Origin of the sequence: Micromonospora sp. DT233 (assembly GCF_049841815.1) — a bacterium.
In the GTDB taxonomy this organism is placed as follows: domain Bacteria; phylum Actinomycetota; class Actinomycetes; order Mycobacteriales; family Micromonosporaceae; genus Micromonospora.
The window spans coordinates 23,159-37,697 of sequence record NZ_JBNCLB010000002.1; the positions used below are offsets into that span (position 1 = coordinate 23,159).

Here is a 14,539-nt window from a genome sequence, read left to right on the forward strand (position 1 = left end):
CGCCCGCGCGGGCTGCCGGGTCGAAAGTAGCAGCAGCAGGAGCGCGTGAGTCGCCGCCACAGCGGGTATGCCGCCGGACCGCTGACCGCGTGAGGGGAAGGCACACCACCATGCTCAGCAAAGAGGACCAGCGCAGATTCGAAGAGATCACCCGTCAGCTCCGAGAGAGCGACCCGAAGTTCTTCGCCCGACTGCAACACCGGACGCGGGCCCGTCGGGGCCGCTACCTGATGCTGTTGACCATCGTGCTCTGGGCCGCGCTTCCGGCGGCGACCGTGCTCGCCGGCGGGCTGGCCGGGGCGGTCTTCGCGGTGGTACTGCTGGCCAACGCCGCGCTCATGTGGCACTTCCGTCGTCGCTGGCTGTGACCCGGGCGGCCGACGGCCCAGTGTGGACCGGGGCGTCCGCCTCCGGGCGGGCGCGGCCGAACTCCCGGTACGCCCGGTGCAGCCGCTCCACCAGGCCGGGCCCGCCGAGCGCGGGGGCGGGCGCACCGAGCTGACGCAGCAGCAGGTCCGGGTCGGTCGACAGGTTCGGTGGCCGGTTCGGCAGCGGCACCGGCGGCACCCAGAACCGGTCGACCGCGTCGGCCAGCGCCGGCACAGGCAGCGAGACCAACGCCCGCGCGGCGCCCACGGCCGGCACCACCCGACCCATGCCGTCCACGCCGTCCACGCCGCCCACACCGTCCAGGCCACCTGCGCCGCCCGCGCCGTCCAGGCCGTCCGCGCCGTCCACGCCGGACGACCGGTCGGCCCGGTCGAGCCGGCCGGCCCCGCCCGCGCCACTGCCGGTGCCGCCCGCCGTGGCGGGTGATCCCGCCGGGACCGGGGCGGCGGGGCGGTCGCCGATGGGCGGGGCGGCGTCGGGGTCGACGGCGGCGGCGCGCAGGGCGCGCAGGCGGCCCAGCAGCTCCGCCCGACGCCGGCCCCGCCAGTGCAGCAGCTCGAACGGGTCGGCGTCGAACGCCTCCGCGAGCAGGTAGAACGTCGCCGCCAGGTGCTTGCACGGCACCGCGTAGTCGGGGCAGTTGCACCGCTGGGTCAGCTCGTCGACGTCGGCGGGGAAGAGCGGCGCCCCGGCCGTGGCGCAGAGCTGCTCCAACTCGGCCGGGAGGTCCCCGGCCAGCAGCCGGGCGCTGAAGAACGCCTGCGCCGCCAGCTCCGCCTCGATGCGCTGCCACAGCTTCGCCGGGAACGGCGCCAGCGCGATGCGCACCTCGTACGGCCGGGGTCGGGAGCCCTGCACGCGGGCGGTGACCACCCCGGGGGCGATGCCGAGGTCGAGCACCTGCCCCGAGCGCGCGTACGACCGGCCGCGGGTGAGCCGGGTGCCCAGCGCGAACGACTCCAGCACCTCCAGGAACCGCCGCGACCACCAGGACCGGCCGATCGCGCCCCGGGTGCTGCGGGCCCGCAGCCCGCCGTCGACCCGGCGCGGCGGGCCGTAGTCGGCGAAGCGGTCGGTCACTCCACCACCGCCCCGGCCTCCAGCGCGAAGAGCTCGCGCAGCCGGTCGGTGGAGAGCTCGGTGACCCACTGCTCGCCGCTGCCCACCACCGACGCCGCCAGGCTCCGCTTCTCGGCGATCATCGCGGCGACCTTCTCCTCCACCGTGCCGGCGCAGACGAACTTGCGGACCTGCACCCGGCGGCGCTGGCCGATGCGGAACGCCCGGTCGGTCGCCTGGTCCTCGACGGCCGGGTTCCACCACCGGTCGACGTGCACGACGTGGTTGGCGGCGGTGAGGGTCAGCCCCGTGCCGCCGGCCTTCAGCGAGAGCACGAACAGCGGCGGGCCGGCGGCGGACTGGAACCGGGCCACCATGGCGTCCCGGTCGGCCTTGCCGACCCCGCCGTGCAGGAAGAGCACCTCGCGGCCGAAGCGGGCGGAGAGGTGCCCGCGCAGCATCCCACCGAACTCGGCGTACTGGGTGAAGAGCAGGGCCCGCTCCCCCGCCGCGAGGACCTCGTCGAGGATCTCCTCCAGCCGGGCCAGCTTGCCGGAGCGGCCGGGCAGCGCCGAGCCGTCGTGCAGCAGCTGGGCGGGGTGGTTGCAGACCTGCTTGAGCCGGGTCATCGCTGCCAGCACCAGCCCGCGCCGCTCGATGCCGGTGCTGGAGGCGATCCGGGCCAGCATGTCGTCGACCACCGCCTGGTAGAGCGACGCCTGCTCGGTGGTGAGGTTGCAGAGCACCTCCATCTCCAGCTTCTCCGGCAGATCAGAAATGATCGACTTGTCGGTCTTGAGCCGGCGCAGCACGAAGGGGCCGGTCATCCGGCGCAGCCGCTCGGCGGCCTCGGTGTCGCCGTGCCGCTCGATCGGCTCCGCGTACGCCTTCTTGAAGCTGGCGGCCGGGCCGAGCAGGCCGGGGTTGGCGAACTGCATGATGGACCACAGGTCGGCCAGGCGGTTCTCCACCGGGGTGCCGGTGACCGCGATCCGGTGCCGCGCGGGCAGCGACCGGACGGCCTCCGCCTGCCGGGTGGAGGCGTTCTTGATCGCCTGCGCCTCGTCGACCACCACCCGGTGCCAGTCGATGCCGGCGAGCTCGACGGCGTCGCGGGCGGCCACCGAGTAGGTGGTGAGGACCAGGTCCGCGCCGTGCACGGCCTCCGCGAAGCCCGCCCCGCGCGCCCGCTCCGCCCCGTGATGCACGTGTACGCGCAGCTTCGGGGTGAACCGGGCCGCCTCCCGCTGCCAGTTGCCGACCAGCGACATCGGGCAGACCAGCAGCGTCGGCCCCGCCTCGGGCGGGTCCCCGGCGAGCAGGGCCAGCAACTGCACCGTCTTGCCCAGCCCCATGTCGTCGGCGAGCACCCCGCCGAGACCCAGCGACTCCAGGAACGCCAGCCAGGCCAGCCCGCGCCGTTGGTACGGCCGCAGCGTCCCGGCGAAGCTCGGCGGCGGGTCCAGCGGGGTCAGCCGCCGCTCGGCCTGCCCGGCCAGGAGGTCGCCGAGCGCGCCGTCGGCGACCACCTCCAGCACCGGCAGCGCGTCGTCGGAGTCGGCGTCGGCCAGGCCGAGCCGGAGCAGGTCGGCCACGGTCAGCTCGCCGGCCGAGCGCAGCAGCCGCAGCCCGGCGGCCAGCCGCCCCGGGTCCAGTTCCACCCAGCGCCCCCGCAGGCGGACCAGCGGGGTCTTCAGCTGCGCCAGCGCGGCCAGCTCCGCGGCGGAGATCGGCTCGTCGCCGAGCGCCACCTCCCACTGGTAGTCGACCAGCGCGGCCAGCCCGAACCCGCTGTCGGCGGTGGTCACGGTGCCCGGCGCGGTGCGGCTGCGGGCCTGCAACCGGGCCCCCAGCCGCGCCGAGGGCCGCCGCCACCAGCCCGGCAGCAGCACCCCGAACCCGGCGGCGTGCAGCACCGGGGCGCCCTCGCGCAGGAACCGGTGCGCCCCCTCCACGTCCAGCTCCAGGGCCTGCGGGGTGGCGGTACGCAGGGCCGCGTCCAGCTCCGGCCAGAGCCGGCTGGCCCGGCCCAGCTCGGCGAGGAGGGTCTCCTGCGGGGAGTCCAGCCCGCCGGCGAGGGCGGGCACGGTGTGCGGGGACTGCCAGACCTGCGCGGCGTCGACGACCAGGCTCGGCTCGTCGGCGGCCTGGAGCCCGAACTCCACCCGCCAGCGACCGGCGACCGAGATGGCCGCCGTGCCCGTCGGGTCCGGGGCGGGCACCAGGGCATCGGCGAGGGGGTCGACGGCCGGTTCCACCAGGCGGAAGCTCGCCCGCACCGCGCCGCCGGCCGCGTCCCGCTGCCAGTCGTCCAGCTCGGCGGCGAGGGCGTCGAGGGCGGCCGGGGCGGCGGAGAAGTCGCCGTACGGCCCGGTCAGCGCGGCCAGCCAGGCCGGCACCGCCCCGGACTGCCGGCCGCCGCCCCGGGGCACCGAGGCGCGGGTGAGGGCCGACCGGGCGGCGGCGTCGGTGAGCGCGTCGAGGGCGTCGGCGATCAGCTCACCCGGGGGCAGGTCGACGGCGGCCCGAGCGGCCGGGGGCAGGGCCAGGGCCAACGACCGCGCCCAGGCCGCGTCGCCGCCGGTGAGCACCGGCCGCCACACCGCGAACGCCCGCACCGGCCCCGCCGACCGGGACCGACCCGGCGTCACCGCCGCCCCGGACCGGCTCGGCGTTCCGGACCGGCTCGGCGTCCCGGGCGACCGCGACCCGCCCGGCATTCCGGTCGGCGGGGACCAGTCCGGCGGTCCGCCCGATCCGGGGCTGGGCGCGGGGGCGGCTGGCCGGAAGGCCGTCGGCCCGGGCCCGGCGGCGGCTGGCTGGAAGGCCGTCGGCCCGGGCCCGGCGGCGGCTGGCTGGAAGGCCGTCGGCCCGGCTGCGGGGGCCGGGGCGATGCCGGGCAGCACCCGGCCACGGCGGACCAGGTCGGCGGCGAAGTCGGCCAGCTCGGCGAGGTGCCGCAGGGTGGCACCGGGCACGGCGGCCCGGTCGCCGACGGCGCGCAGCAGCGCGGGCACGGCCTGTGGGGCGTACCGGAGGGCGGGGGCCCGCCAGCCGGCGAGGGTGACCGGCCCACGGAGCGGTTCGCCGACGTCGGCGCGGACCAGCTCCGGCGACTCGGCCGGGGTGCCCGCCCGGGTGGGCAGGCGCAGCAGCACCGTGCCGGCCTCGGCGGGCCAGGCGACGGCGTCGAGGGCGGCGGTCAGGGTGGCGTGGTCGGCGGCGAACGGGTGGGGGCGCTCGCGGGGGGCCCGGCCGGGGCGGCGGGGGGCCCGGGGCGGCCGGGCGCTGTCCTCCGCCCAGACCACGAGCCCCGCGCCGGGCAGCCACGACCCGTGGACGACCAGCACCGCTCCCCCTCCGGCCGACGACATCCGAGGATAGCCGGGCCCCGGTCCGGCCGTAGGACGACCTGTCCGACGCGGCCCGGTCGACTAGCCTCGGCGCGATGTTCGACCTACTGGTGCTCGGGGGCCTGGGGGTGGATCTGCGGGTACGCGTGCCGCAGCTTCCGCTGCCGGCCGCCGACTCGCTCACCGTCCCCCCGATCGACCTGCGGATCGGCAACACCGGGGCGGGCGTGGCGCTGGCCGCCCGCGCCCTCGGGCTGCGCGTCGCGGTGGTCGACGTGCTCGGGGCCGACCCGGCCGGCACGGTCGTACGCGAGGCGCTGCACCGGGCCGGGGTGCCCGCCGTGCTGGCCGTGGACCCGGGCGGGACCCGCCGGTCCGTGAACCTGGTCGACCCCACCGGCCGCCGGATGTCGCTCTACGATCCCCGGCCGTGGCAGGGGCCGCCGCCGTTCGCCGCGCAGCGGTTGGCCGAGCTGGCCCGGGACGCGGCCCACGTACACGTCTCGATCATGGATTGGCTGCCTGCCCGGCTGCCCGCCCTGCGCGCCGGCCTCCCCGCCGGGGTCGGTCTCAGCACCGACCTGCACGACTGGGACGGCGACGATCCCTACCACCGGCCCTTCGCCGAGGCCGCCGACCTGGTCTTCGTCAGCGGCGTCCGCCTCGGCGACCGGGCCGGGGCGCTCGCGGCCGGGCTGGCCCCCCGGACCGTCGTGGTCACCCGGGGCGCGGACGGGGCGGAACTCTTCGCCGGCGGCACCCCGGCCGTCCGGGTGCCCGCGGCCGTCCCACCGGGGCCGGTGGTGGACAGCAACGGCGCCGGGGACGCCTTCGCCGCCGGCCTGGTCGCCGCCCGGCTGCGGGGGGCGGGGCTCGTCGAGGCGGCGGCGTACGCGGCTCGGGTCGGCGCGGCGGCCTGCGCCCACGACGGCATGGAGTACCCGCCGGGCCTGCTCCCGCCGCCGCGGTGAAAGGCCGAGGGCGCTCGGGGCCGGCCGGGGTCGGAACGGCCGTGTTCGGGGCGCCTTCGGGCGGGGCAGCGGGACGGGTCAGCGGACGCCGGTGGAGCCGTCGGTGAGCTCGCGCAGGATGTCGGCGTGGCCGGCGTGCCGGGCGGTCTCCTCGATCAGGTGCGTCAGGATCCAGCGCAGCGACACCTCGCCGAGTTGCTCGTGCGGCACCACGTGGTCGAGGTCGAAGCGCGCCGCCAGGTCCCGGGACAGGGCGCAGGCCTGCTCGTAGTCGGCCAGCAGGGACTGCACCGTGTCGGCGTCGTCGAGGGCGAAGCTGGCCGCCGCCGCCTCCTCGGTGGTCTCGTAGACGTCGTCCGGTCGCGGGGCGAGCAGGCGCGGAAACCAGTTTCGTTCGACCAGCGTCAGGTGCTTCACCAGGCCGGCGAGGGTGGTGGCGGAGGGCACCAGCCGGCGGCGAGCGGCGGCGTCGCTGAGGCCGCGCAGCTTGCGCGCCACGATGTCGCGGTGGAAGTCGAGGAAGGAGTTCAGTACGGCGCGCTCGTCGCCGGTGCGGGCCAGCACCGGACCGAGGGTCGGATCGATCACGATTTTCGTCATCGCGGCAGCGTAATCGACCGGTGACTCGCGTCCCGACCGTCAGGTGGGGACGGTCTGCCATCTCCTGCGAGGTGGGCGCGCGGCAGGCAGGATGGTGCCATGGCAGCAACGGTAGAGATCCCACTGGCGGGCGGCAGCGCCGACGGGCAGACGGTCACGGTCGAGCTGGACAGCAACGGCCGGCCCCCGCTGACCCACCACCACATCGGCGAGCACGGGCTGGCCGGGGCGGAGATCTACGAGCTGGAGTCGGTCGCCGAGGGCGACCGGGATTGGCGCTACCGGTCGCGCGGCCCGGCCTCCTGACCCGGCGCGAGCCCGGCAACGCCCGCCGCCGAGCGCGGCAACGGCCCGCCGACGGGCCCTGGCGTCAGGCCGCTGCGGCCCGCTTCGCGGCCAGGGTACGCAGGCTCGCCAGCACCGCGCCGGTCACCTGCGAGGTGCCCCGGGCCTGGTCGCAGACCTCGGCCACCCGACGGGCCGTGGCCTCCGCGCGGGCCTCCCGCTCGTCCCAGAGCCGGTCGACCTCGGCCAGCAGGGGCCCCTCGACCTCGCGTTCCACCCCGCGCAGCGCGGGCACGCCGAGCCGCTGGGCCAGGTCGAAGACCTTCCCCGCGTACGGCAGGGGCAGGAACGGCGTGCCGACCATCGCGGCGAAGATCAGGAAGTGCAGTCGCATGCCCACGGCCAGGTCGAAGTGGCGCATCAGCCCGAGCACCTGCCGGGGCGAGTAGTCGCCGTGCAGGATGCGGCCCCGTTCGGCGGAGGTCATGTGCGACATCACCCCGTGCGCGTGCCGGATGTCGTCGCGTTCCATGGGCACGAAGAGCACGTACGCGTCGATCCGGTGGATCAGGAAGTCGGCGATCTGGGCGATCAGCCGGTGGTAGCCGTCGACGTCGAGGCGCTCGGCGGCCCGGCCCGGCTCCCGGACGCTGAGCCCGACCAGCCGGGTGCCGGCGGGCACCCCCTCCTCACGCAGGAAGCGCTCGGGGAACTCCTCGGGCGTGAGCAGGAACGCCGGGTCGCCGGTCACCGTGATGGGGTTGAGCAGGCCGGCCTCCTCCAGCACCATCCGGGACTCCTGGTCGCGCACGGTCACCTCGATCGCGTCGGCCAGGGTCTCCCGCACCATGCCGGTGTCCACCGGGTCGCTCAACGGCCCCACCCCCACCGCGTACGTGATCAGGGGCAGGCCGCGCTCCTGGGCGACCCGGACCACCCGCAGGTAACGGCGGGCCTCCCGGTCGTAGAGGATGCCGCCACCGCCGAGGATCAACAGGTCCAGCTCGGCCAGCACCTGCGACGAGTCGACCCGGCTCACGCCCTCCCAGGGCACCGCCTCCACATCGGGGTGCGCGTGGGCGGTGTGCGCCGGGTTCCGGGAGAAGACGATGATGCGCGCGTGCGGCTCGTGCGAGCGCAGGTCGGCCAGGAGAGCGGTCAGGATGGCCTCGTCGCCGAGGTTGCGCCCGCCGTACGAGCCCAGCACGCCGATCGTCAGCGCGGTGCGGTTCCCCATCGCCTCGCTCCTCCCGGTGTGCGTCCGGCCAGGGTTCCCGGGTGCGTCCGGGCAGGGTTCCCGCTGGGTGCGGGGGCACACCTGGGGCGCTCAGCCCTGCCCGACCGGGGCGGCCGGCGCGCTGGGCTGCCCGGCCGGCTCGCGTCCCCGGTGCGCGGAATGCACCTCGATGTTGTGGATCCACGGCAGGGCCGGGCCGGCCGGGGCACCGCGCTGCGCCCCTCCCCCACCCGCCGGAGCCGCCCACCCACCCCGCCCCGGTGATCAGGACGCCATGGTCGTCATCCGGGCGTTTTAGGGTCCATGGCGTCCTGATCACCTTTGGTCGACAGGTGGTGGATGGCGTCGCGGTAGGCGGCGAAGGCGAGCTTGGGCCGGTAGGCGTCGGTGACCAGCCCCAACGTCGCGGTGGGCTGGTCGGAGGCGCTGTCGGCGTCACGCAGGCCAAAGAGCTCGTACTGGGTGATGTGCAGCGCCTCCCGGCGGGCGAGGACGACGCCGAGCATGTCGGTCAGGGAGTCCCGCTGCCCCCGCTCGGTGCGCCCCGCCCCGCTGGGGCTGCCGTTCTCGGCCACGTGGATCGGCACGCCCGCCGGGATGCCGGCGCGGGGCAGGCAGTGGTGGCGCAGGTGGTCCAGGGCGTGCGCGGTGAGGGACGCGACGTCCCCCGGCTCGCCGCGCGGGGCGACGGGTGAGAAGGCGTCGGGATACAGGCCCAGGCCGACGTAGTCGACGTGGGCGGCGAAGTCCCGCCGCGGCAGGGCGGAGAGGTACGCCCAGAACGCGTCGTCGCCGCCCAGCCACTCCGCCGGCTCGGCGACGGAGAAGCCGACCCGTACGTCGTGGTGGCCCCGGCGGTCGAGCGCGGCCCGCGCGTGGGGCACCCCGAGGGCCAGGGCCTGGAGTACGCCGGGCGAGCTGCCGTCGATGAGCGGGATCGGGAAGTTGGCTTCGAGCGTCACCTGCAAACAGCGTGTCAGGTGGCCGTAGCGGTCGACGACGGTGTCGAGGAAGGCCAGCCAGCCGGGGATGTCGGCGGTCGACGGCAGGTAGCTGACCACGAGGTCCAGCTCGCGTCCCGCCTCGACGTACCACTGGTCGGGCATCGTCAGGTGGGCGAGTTCGTCGCCGGCGTCGAGCCCGGCGACCGCCTCCGGTGGGGCGTCGTCGCCGAGGAAGTGCACGTACTCGCGGACGACGAACGGGTGGCCGCCGGCCAGGTCGTCGACGAGGGCGCGGATCGCGGTCGGGTCGGGCGGGCGCGCGCAGAGGGTGCCGACCCGCCCGCCCGGGTAGATGCCGAACTTCATGCGCCGCTCCCTGCTGCGTCGCCGGGGTGCGCGCCCGGCCAGTCGATGTCGTGCGAGCGGATGCGCGCCGCCAGGGTCCTGACCCAGCCGGCCTCGGCGGCCACGACGGTGGCCCAGTACGCGGCTTCGAGCATGTGCGCCTCGGCCACCCCGTCGGGTGTCTCCCGCAGGGCCGGCAGTTCCCGGTCGAGCCGGGCGGCGCGGGTGTCCAGGATCGACGCCGCGTGGTCTGCCGGGAGGATCCCCAGGTAGGCCACGGCCATGACGAAGTCCGCCGAGGCGGCCGGGCCGTCGCGCAGCCCCTGCTCGACCCGGCGGCGGAGGTCTGCCACCCCCGCCTCGGTCGGCTCGTACGCCGTGCGCGGCGGCCGGTTGCCCACCCGCTCGGGGACGCCGGCGGCGACCAGACCGGCCCGCTCCAGCGCCTTGAGCAGGGAGGTGACGGTGCTGCGGGTCACCGACAGGTGCCCGTACCGGGTGCGGAGGCGGGTCGTGAGGTCGTAGGCGTGCGCCGGCTGCTCGACGAGGAGCCCGAGCAGCGGCAGCACGAGGCTGTTGCGGGAGGCGTCCAGGGGCACCCGGACAACCTATTAGACGTATACGTCTAACGGCAAGGGCGGTGCGACCGCGCGGACCGCAGAGCGTAATTGGTTGGTGTGGCGCCGCCGCGCCGCACTACGGTGCCGGTCGTGCCCATCCACGACGACGAGGTCCGCGCCACCGTCGGTCAACTGCGCCGACTGCTGGCGGCCCAGTGCCCGCAGTGGGCCGACCTCGCGGTGACGCCCCTGGCCGACGACCTGGAGGGCACCGATCACGTGCTGTTCCGGATCGGCGACGACCTGGTCGCCCGGCTGCCCAAGATCGGCTGGGCGGTCGACCAGGCCGACTCCGACGCCCGGTGGCTGCCCGCGCTGGCCCCCCACCTGCCGGTGCGGATCCCCGTCCCGTTGCACGTCGGCGAGCCGGGCGCGGGTTACCCGTGGCGGTGGACGGTGGTGCCGTGGATCCCCGGCGCGACGCCGCCCCGGCTGGGCAGCGACGACGTGCCGCTGGCCCGCGAGCTGGCGGCCTTCGTGCACGCCCTGCACCGGGTGGATCCCACCGGCGGTCCGGTCAAGCGGCCGGGGGCCCGAGGGGCCGCCCTGCGCCACGTCGACGACGGCGTACGCCAGGCGCTCTCCCGCCTCGCCGCGCACGACGACGGCTTCGACGTCGCCGACGCCGAGGCCGCCTGGGAGGTCTGCCTCGCCGCCGCCGACTGGGCCGGGGACCCGGTCTGGATCCACGGCGACCTGCAACCGGGCAACCTGATCACCGACGCCGGCCGGCTCGCCGCGGTCGTCGACTTCGGGGCCCTCGGCGTCGGCGACCCGGCACCCGACGTCGCCCCGGCGCTCTGGACCTTCACCGGCGCGGCCCGCGACACCTACCGAAAGGCGCTGGGGTACGACGACGACACCTGGCGCCGGGCCTGCGGCTGGGCCCTCGCACCGTCGCTGACCGGGGTGGACTACTACCGGCACAGCCTGCCCCGGATGGCCGAGCACGGCCGCCGGATGGTCCGCGCGGTCATCGCCGAACTGACGTGAGCGCCGCCGCCGTGGGCGTGAGCCCGCCGCGGGGGCGTGAGCGAACGCCCGGAGGCGTTCTCCGCCCAGGGCCTCCGGGGCGGCGGCTCAGGCGCGCTCCTCCAGGTTGGCGACCATCGTCTGCAGGCCGGCGACGACGCGGTCGTACTCGCCGTCGGCGAGCCCTCGCACCGTGCGGTCGCGAATGGCTCGCACCTCCTCGGCCAGGCTTTCGAGGAGCGCACGGCCGGTCTCGGTGAGCTCGTACGCTCCCCCGGTCGCCGCGACGACGAGTCCCCGCGTCGCGAGCGGGGCGAGGTGCGGCTCGACGGTCTCGCCGGTCGTTCGGTCGAGGAACGGGGCGACCGCCGCGTTCAGGGCATCGGACGTGGCAGGCCCCTCGGCGAGCATGTTGAGCAGTTGCCACTGACGGCGGCTGATGTCGCGGTTGCCGAGGGCGCACTCGAACCTCTCGTCGATCAGCCCGTCGAGTTTGCGCAGGAGAAGGCCGATCGGTGGTGGGAAAAATCGCCGCTGCCCATCAGTTGTAGTCATACAATCATTTCAGCGGCGAGCGCCATGATTGTCAAATAACAACTGTCGTAGGGTGACGGCATGCCAAAACGAGAGCGCGCGCCGGAGGACGTCGTCGAACGGGCGCTCGTGCGCATCCGCCGCGACCAACAGGCGGCCCGCCTGCACCGCACGGCGACAAAGGGCGGATCGGCCAAGGCACCCTCGCCGGGTGCGGCACGATTCCGCTACCTCGATGCCCTCGACGAGGCAGAAGACGGCATGGCCATCTCCGAGATCGCTGCGGCGATCGGCGTCGACCGGCCCAGGGCCAGCCGCCTGACGACCGAGCTGCTCGACGACCGGCTCATCGAACGCCGTGCGGACCCCGGCGACTCCCGGTACGCCCGCATCCGGCTGACCGCGCGGGGGAGGTCCCTCGTGGACGACATCCACGCGACCCGGCGGGCCGCCGTCACCGAGGCACTTGCCGGATTCACTGCGGAGGAGTCCCACACCTTCGCCGCTCTCCTCGACCGCTTCGTCACCGCGTGGCAAAGGCGCGGCAGCGCCATCCAGCACCGGTAGACGAAGCTTCCGTTGTTCCGGCTCCCGATCAACGTCCAGGTCGTACCGATCGACGGATCGGCGGGGTTCGGCGCGAAGAACCCGCTGGAGGAGCAGTACGGGCCGCCGGGCCCGGAGGACGCCCGCTCGTCGACCCGGGCCTCGAAACCGCGCAGGGCGTGCCGGTAGACCGCCACGACGCTGCCGCCCTGCCGGGACGCGAGGGAGCGGGGTCGTGCTGCCGACAGCATGGGCAACACCAGCCGCCGAAGCCATAGATCGATGTCGGCTTTTGTCCGATCGACGAAGAATTTCTTCCGTGCCGGTAAATGGATCGAGGCGCTGATGCGTAAACCCCGTGTGGAACGAGAACAGAAGGACTTCGCGGACTTCTACCAGCGCTTCCGAGACAACTGCCTGCGTGCCGTACTAGCTGGCACGGGCGATCGCGCGCTGGCCGAAGATTTGGTCGCTGAGTCGTTCGCGCGAGCCTGGGCCTCCTGGCCGCAGGTGAGCCAGCATCCGGCACCGGCGGCGTGGGTGGTGCGCACCGCCCTCAACATCCGGGTGTCCTGGTGGCGGCGACGCCGACGGGAGGTGGCCCTCGACGGCCATGAGCGGGCGTCCCTCATCGAGGACGACCCCGACACGAACGATGCTCTGCTGGCCGCCGTTCGCCGGCTGCCGCGGCGGCAGCGCGAGGTGGTCGTGTTGCGCATCTGGCTCGACCTGGACACCAGGTCCGTGGCAACGGTGCTGGACATCTCCGCCCAGACCGTAGCCGTCCACCTGTCCCGTGCCACCGCAACCCTGCGGGCGCAGCTCGCGCCCGCAGCCCGTCAGGAGGTTCGATCATGAATGACGACGATGAGCTGTGGAACGCGGTGAGGCAGACCCTTTCCGACGTACGGATGGATCGTCCCGTCGAGGCGATCGAGCAGCGCGGCCGGGCACGGCGGCGCAGGCGCCACGTTCTCGGCGTGGCGACCGGTGGTGGCGTCGCGGCCGTGGCCGCGCTCGCGCTGGCCCTGCCGATGGCCCTGGGAACCGGCCCGGCCTCGGCCCCGACCAACCCGGCCTCGGCCCCGACCGGCCCGGACAACCAGGCTGGGCCGACCTCCCCGGCACCGGCAGGCAACACCAAGCTCGTGTCCCTGGCGACCAACCTCACCGCGGAAAACGCCGCGCTGCCGGGTGACGCGTCGCTGATCATCGAAAAGGTCGATGTCCGTCGGGGCAGGCCGCCATCTCGTACCCGGTACCACCTGTACACCGACAGCGGCATGTACTACTACACGGGGGCCAAGCGCGCACTCCCACCGGTGATCGCCCGTGGCGAGTACCTCGGCAACGGCTTCCACCCCCGTGGGCTGGCGGCGGCGCGGTACGCCGCAACCGGTGACGTCGCCAAAGCCCGCGAGCAAATGATCAACGCCGTGTACGACGAGGGAAAGCCCCCTCCCGCCGAGGAGGCCCGCCAACGGGAGCAGGTCCTTCGGGGGAAGGGGATCACCTCCCCGCCGGCTATCGATGAGGCCCGCAAGCGCGCCATCGCCGACAACCACCTCTGGGTCAACAGCGTCGACGTGCTCTCCGCGGGGGGAGGCGACCCGAAGGTACGGGCGGGCGTGCTTCGTCTGATCGCCACCATTCCCGAGGTCACCGTTGTGGATTCGACGGCCGGCGGGCAGCCCGCCCTGACCCTCACCGCAAAGGTGTTCGAGGGCTACGACAACCGGCAAGTGCTGACGATCAACGCCCAGAACGGGGTGCCGATCAGGTCCGTGACGGATGACCCGGAGTCGAAGACCCTCTCTGTGTCGACCTTCAAGGTCTCCCGGGTGACGGTGGCCGACATCAGGGCCGGCACGTTCTGACCCTCGCCCCTTCACGCCACTACCCGCCCTACGAGCAAGCGAGACGATGAAGGCCACCGGTCATCCGGTGTCCTGCATCGTGTGCTGGTCAGAGTGTGGGCGCGGCAGGTTTCGAACCTGCGACCCCTCGCTTGTAGGTTCCGGGCGCTCCCGTCCGGGCGCGTCCGCGCATGTCTCTGACGTCGAGCGCTGATCCGTAGCCTTCCGTTGCTGGTCACTGCTGTCCGGCCCTGTTGCTGTCACCGTTGCTGTCGACAGCAACAGGGCACGGCATAGTTCATCGCTACAGCTCGTCTCCGTCGCTCGCAGCAGCACCACCGAGCCACGAGGTTCGTGCGATCCAACGGTATGAGAACTCGACGCCCTGCTCGACGTTCACAATGCTTCCTTCAAGCAGGTTCTCCTCTAGCGCCTCGGTAGCAGCGGCAATCGCAGCGTCCGCAGCTTGGTTGATCCGCGTGGCGTGCTGATTACGCTCGCCTAGCTGGACATCAAGCGTTAAACGGAGGTACTTGGGCGTAGATCCAGACACACGCTCTCCAAGGGGTGACGGTTTAGGCTTCCGGGCATCCTAGGCATCACCTACTGCCGTTGCATGCAAAAGACCGATTCAATGTCGCCAATCGGACAGTTAGGCTGACGACATGACCTGCGCGGCTCGTTCTCTGTTAAAGCGTCGCTAAGGTCCTCGGCTCGCCACCAGCACCAGAAACCCTGCTGGACCTGGCCCTCCTATCACCGGGTCACTTGACCCCCAGGCAACCAGCACAACCATGCAACCTGCGGTGACCCACGACGACCCTCAG

At 74.1% G+C, this 14,539-nt stretch carries 14 protein-coding genes; 7 read left to right on the forward strand and 7 right to left on the reverse strand.

Going from position 1 to position 14,539, the window contains the following annotated elements; all coding sequences use genetic code 11:
• Window positions 1-110 precede the first annotated feature (110 nt).
• Entirely contained in the window at window positions 111-368 is a 258-nt protein-coding gene (locus ACLQ2V_RS04230) for a DUF3040 domain-containing protein (RefSeq protein WP_425717030.1), read from the forward strand.
• Here ACLQ2V_RS04230 and ACLQ2V_RS04235 read toward each other — a convergent pair.
• Together ACLQ2V_RS04235 and ACLQ2V_RS04240 are read right to left on the reverse strand one after the other, a co-directional pair.
• On the reverse strand, window positions 337-1,470 hold the full coding sequence (locus ACLQ2V_RS04235) for an SWIM zinc finger family protein (RefSeq protein WP_425717031.1): 1,134 nt from the start codon (window positions 1,468-1,470) through the stop codon (window positions 337-339). The two genes, ACLQ2V_RS04230 and ACLQ2V_RS04235, sit on opposite strands and share 32 nt — an antisense overlap.
• Window positions 1,467-4,799 carry an SNF2-related protein gene (locus tag ACLQ2V_RS04240; protein WP_425717719.1) on the reverse strand — a complete coding sequence of 1,111 codons (3,333 nt, stop codon included), beginning with the start codon at window positions 4,797-4,799 and terminating at the stop codon, window positions 1,467-1,469. The genes ACLQ2V_RS04235 and ACLQ2V_RS04240 overlap by 4 nt, the downstream gene beginning before the upstream one ends.
• A 98-nt stretch (window positions 4,800-4,897) precedes the next feature.
• On the opposite strand from ACLQ2V_RS04240, the gene ACLQ2V_RS04245 reads away from it, so the two are divergent.
• Window positions 4,898-5,773, forward strand: a complete 876-nt coding sequence (locus ACLQ2V_RS04245) for a carbohydrate kinase family protein (protein WP_425717032.1) — start codon at window positions 4,898-4,900, stop codon at window positions 5,771-5,773.
• A 78-nt stretch (window positions 5,774-5,851) separates the two neighbouring features.
• On the opposite strand, the gene ACLQ2V_RS04250 is transcribed toward ACLQ2V_RS04245, so the two are convergent.
• A complete protein-coding gene (locus tag ACLQ2V_RS04250; protein ID WP_425717033.1) occupies window positions 5,852-6,373 on the reverse strand; it encodes a DinB family protein in 522 nt (173 codons plus the stop codon).
• A 99-nt stretch (window positions 6,374-6,472) separates the two neighbouring features.
• Between ACLQ2V_RS04250 and ACLQ2V_RS04255 the strand changes: the two genes are divergently transcribed.
• Entirely contained in the window at window positions 6,473-6,679 is a 207-nt protein-coding gene (locus tag ACLQ2V_RS04255; protein WP_425717034.1) for a hypothetical protein, read from the forward strand.
• 64 nt (window positions 6,680-6,743) lie between these two features.
• Here ACLQ2V_RS04255 and ACLQ2V_RS04260 read toward each other — a convergent pair whose 3' ends face one another.
• The 3 genes from ACLQ2V_RS04260 to ACLQ2V_RS04270 all read right to left on the reverse strand — a co-directional run bounded on the left by ACLQ2V_RS04260 (window position 6,744) and on the right by ACLQ2V_RS04270 (window position 9,783).
• Window positions 6,744-7,895: a polysaccharide pyruvyl transferase family protein gene (locus ACLQ2V_RS04260; protein ID WP_425717035.1), complete on the reverse strand. Its 1,152-nt coding sequence runs from the start codon at window positions 7,893-7,895 to the stop codon at window positions 6,744-6,746.
• A gap of 281 nt (window positions 7,896-8,176) precedes the next feature.
• Window positions 8,177-9,205 carry a hypothetical protein gene (locus ACLQ2V_RS04265; RefSeq protein WP_425717036.1) on the reverse strand — a complete coding sequence of 343 codons (1,029 nt, stop codon included), beginning with the start codon at window positions 9,203-9,205 and terminating at the stop codon, window positions 8,177-8,179.
• Entirely contained in the window at window positions 9,202-9,783 is a 582-nt protein-coding gene (locus ACLQ2V_RS04270; protein WP_425717037.1) for a PadR family transcriptional regulator, read from the reverse strand. Before ACLQ2V_RS04270 ends, ACLQ2V_RS04265 begins: the two co-directional genes overlap by 4 nt.
• A 111-nt stretch (window positions 9,784-9,894) precedes the next feature.
• On the opposite strand from ACLQ2V_RS04270, the gene ACLQ2V_RS04275 reads away from it, so the two are divergent.
• Window positions 9,895-10,797, forward strand: a complete 903-nt coding sequence (locus ACLQ2V_RS04275; RefSeq protein ID WP_425717038.1) for an aminoglycoside phosphotransferase family protein — start codon at window positions 9,895-9,897, stop codon at window positions 10,795-10,797.
• 87 nt (window positions 10,798-10,884) lie between these two features.
• Here the strand turns inward: ACLQ2V_RS04275 and ACLQ2V_RS04280 are convergent, their stop codons facing one another.
• Complete coding sequence (locus ACLQ2V_RS04280) at window positions 10,885-11,331, reverse strand: MarR family winged helix-turn-helix transcriptional regulator (RefSeq protein WP_425717039.1); 447 nt, start codon at window positions 11,329-11,331, stop codon at window positions 10,885-10,887.
• 60 nt (window positions 11,332-11,391) lie between these two features.
• Between ACLQ2V_RS04280 and ACLQ2V_RS04285 the strand changes: the two genes are divergently transcribed.
• From ACLQ2V_RS04285 to ACLQ2V_RS04295, 3 genes are all read left to right on the forward strand, one after another.
• Complete coding sequence (locus tag ACLQ2V_RS04285; RefSeq protein WP_425717040.1) at window positions 11,392-11,877, forward strand: MarR family winged helix-turn-helix transcriptional regulator; 486 nt, start codon at window positions 11,392-11,394, stop codon at window positions 11,875-11,877.
• 228 nt (window positions 11,878-12,105) lie between these two features.
• On the forward strand, window positions 12,106-12,714 hold the full coding sequence (locus tag ACLQ2V_RS04290; protein ID WP_425717041.1) for a sigma-70 family RNA polymerase sigma factor: 609 nt from the start codon (window positions 12,106-12,108) through the stop codon (window positions 12,712-12,714).
• Between the two features lie 53 nt (window positions 12,715-12,767).
• Complete coding sequence (locus ACLQ2V_RS04295) at window positions 12,768-13,733, forward strand: hypothetical protein (RefSeq protein ID WP_425717042.1); 966 nt, start codon at window positions 12,768-12,770, stop codon at window positions 13,731-13,733.
• Window positions 13,734-14,539: the final 806 nt, after the last annotated feature.

Coding starts and splice junctions, on each gene's coding strand:
- ACLQ2V_RS04230 (WP_425717030.1), top strand. CDS start 111: ATGCTCAGCAAAGAGGACCAGCGCAGATTCGAAGAGATCACCCGTCAG.
- ACLQ2V_RS04250 (WP_425717033.1), bottom strand. CDS start 6,373: ATGACGAAAATCGTGATCGATCCGACCCTCGGTCCGGTGCTGGCCCGC.
- ACLQ2V_RS04290 (WP_425717041.1), top strand. CDS start 12,106: ATGGGCAACACCAGCCGCCGAAGCCATAGATCGATGTCGGCTTTTGTC.
- ACLQ2V_RS04265 (WP_425717036.1), bottom strand. CDS start 9,205: ATGAAGTTCGGCATCTACCCGGGCGGGCGGGTCGGCACCCTCTGCGCG.
- ACLQ2V_RS04245 (WP_425717032.1), top strand. CDS start 4,898: ATGTTCGACCTACTGGTGCTCGGGGGCCTGGGGGTGGATCTGCGGGTA.
- ACLQ2V_RS04295 (WP_425717042.1), top strand. CDS start 12,768: ATGGATCGTCCCGTCGAGGCGATCGAGCAGCGCGGCCGGGCACGGCGG.
- ACLQ2V_RS04260 (WP_425717035.1), bottom strand. CDS start 7,895: ATGGGGAACCGCACCGCGCTGACGATCGGCGTGCTGGGCTCGTACGGC.
- ACLQ2V_RS04285 (WP_425717040.1), top strand. CDS start 11,392: ATGCCAAAACGAGAGCGCGCGCCGGAGGACGTCGTCGAACGGGCGCTC.
- ACLQ2V_RS04255 (WP_425717034.1), top strand. CDS start 6,473: ATGGCAGCAACGGTAGAGATCCCACTGGCGGGCGGCAGCGCCGACGGG.
- ACLQ2V_RS04280 (WP_425717039.1), bottom strand. CDS start 11,331: ATGACTACAACTGATGGGCAGCGGCGATTTTTCCCACCACCGATCGGC.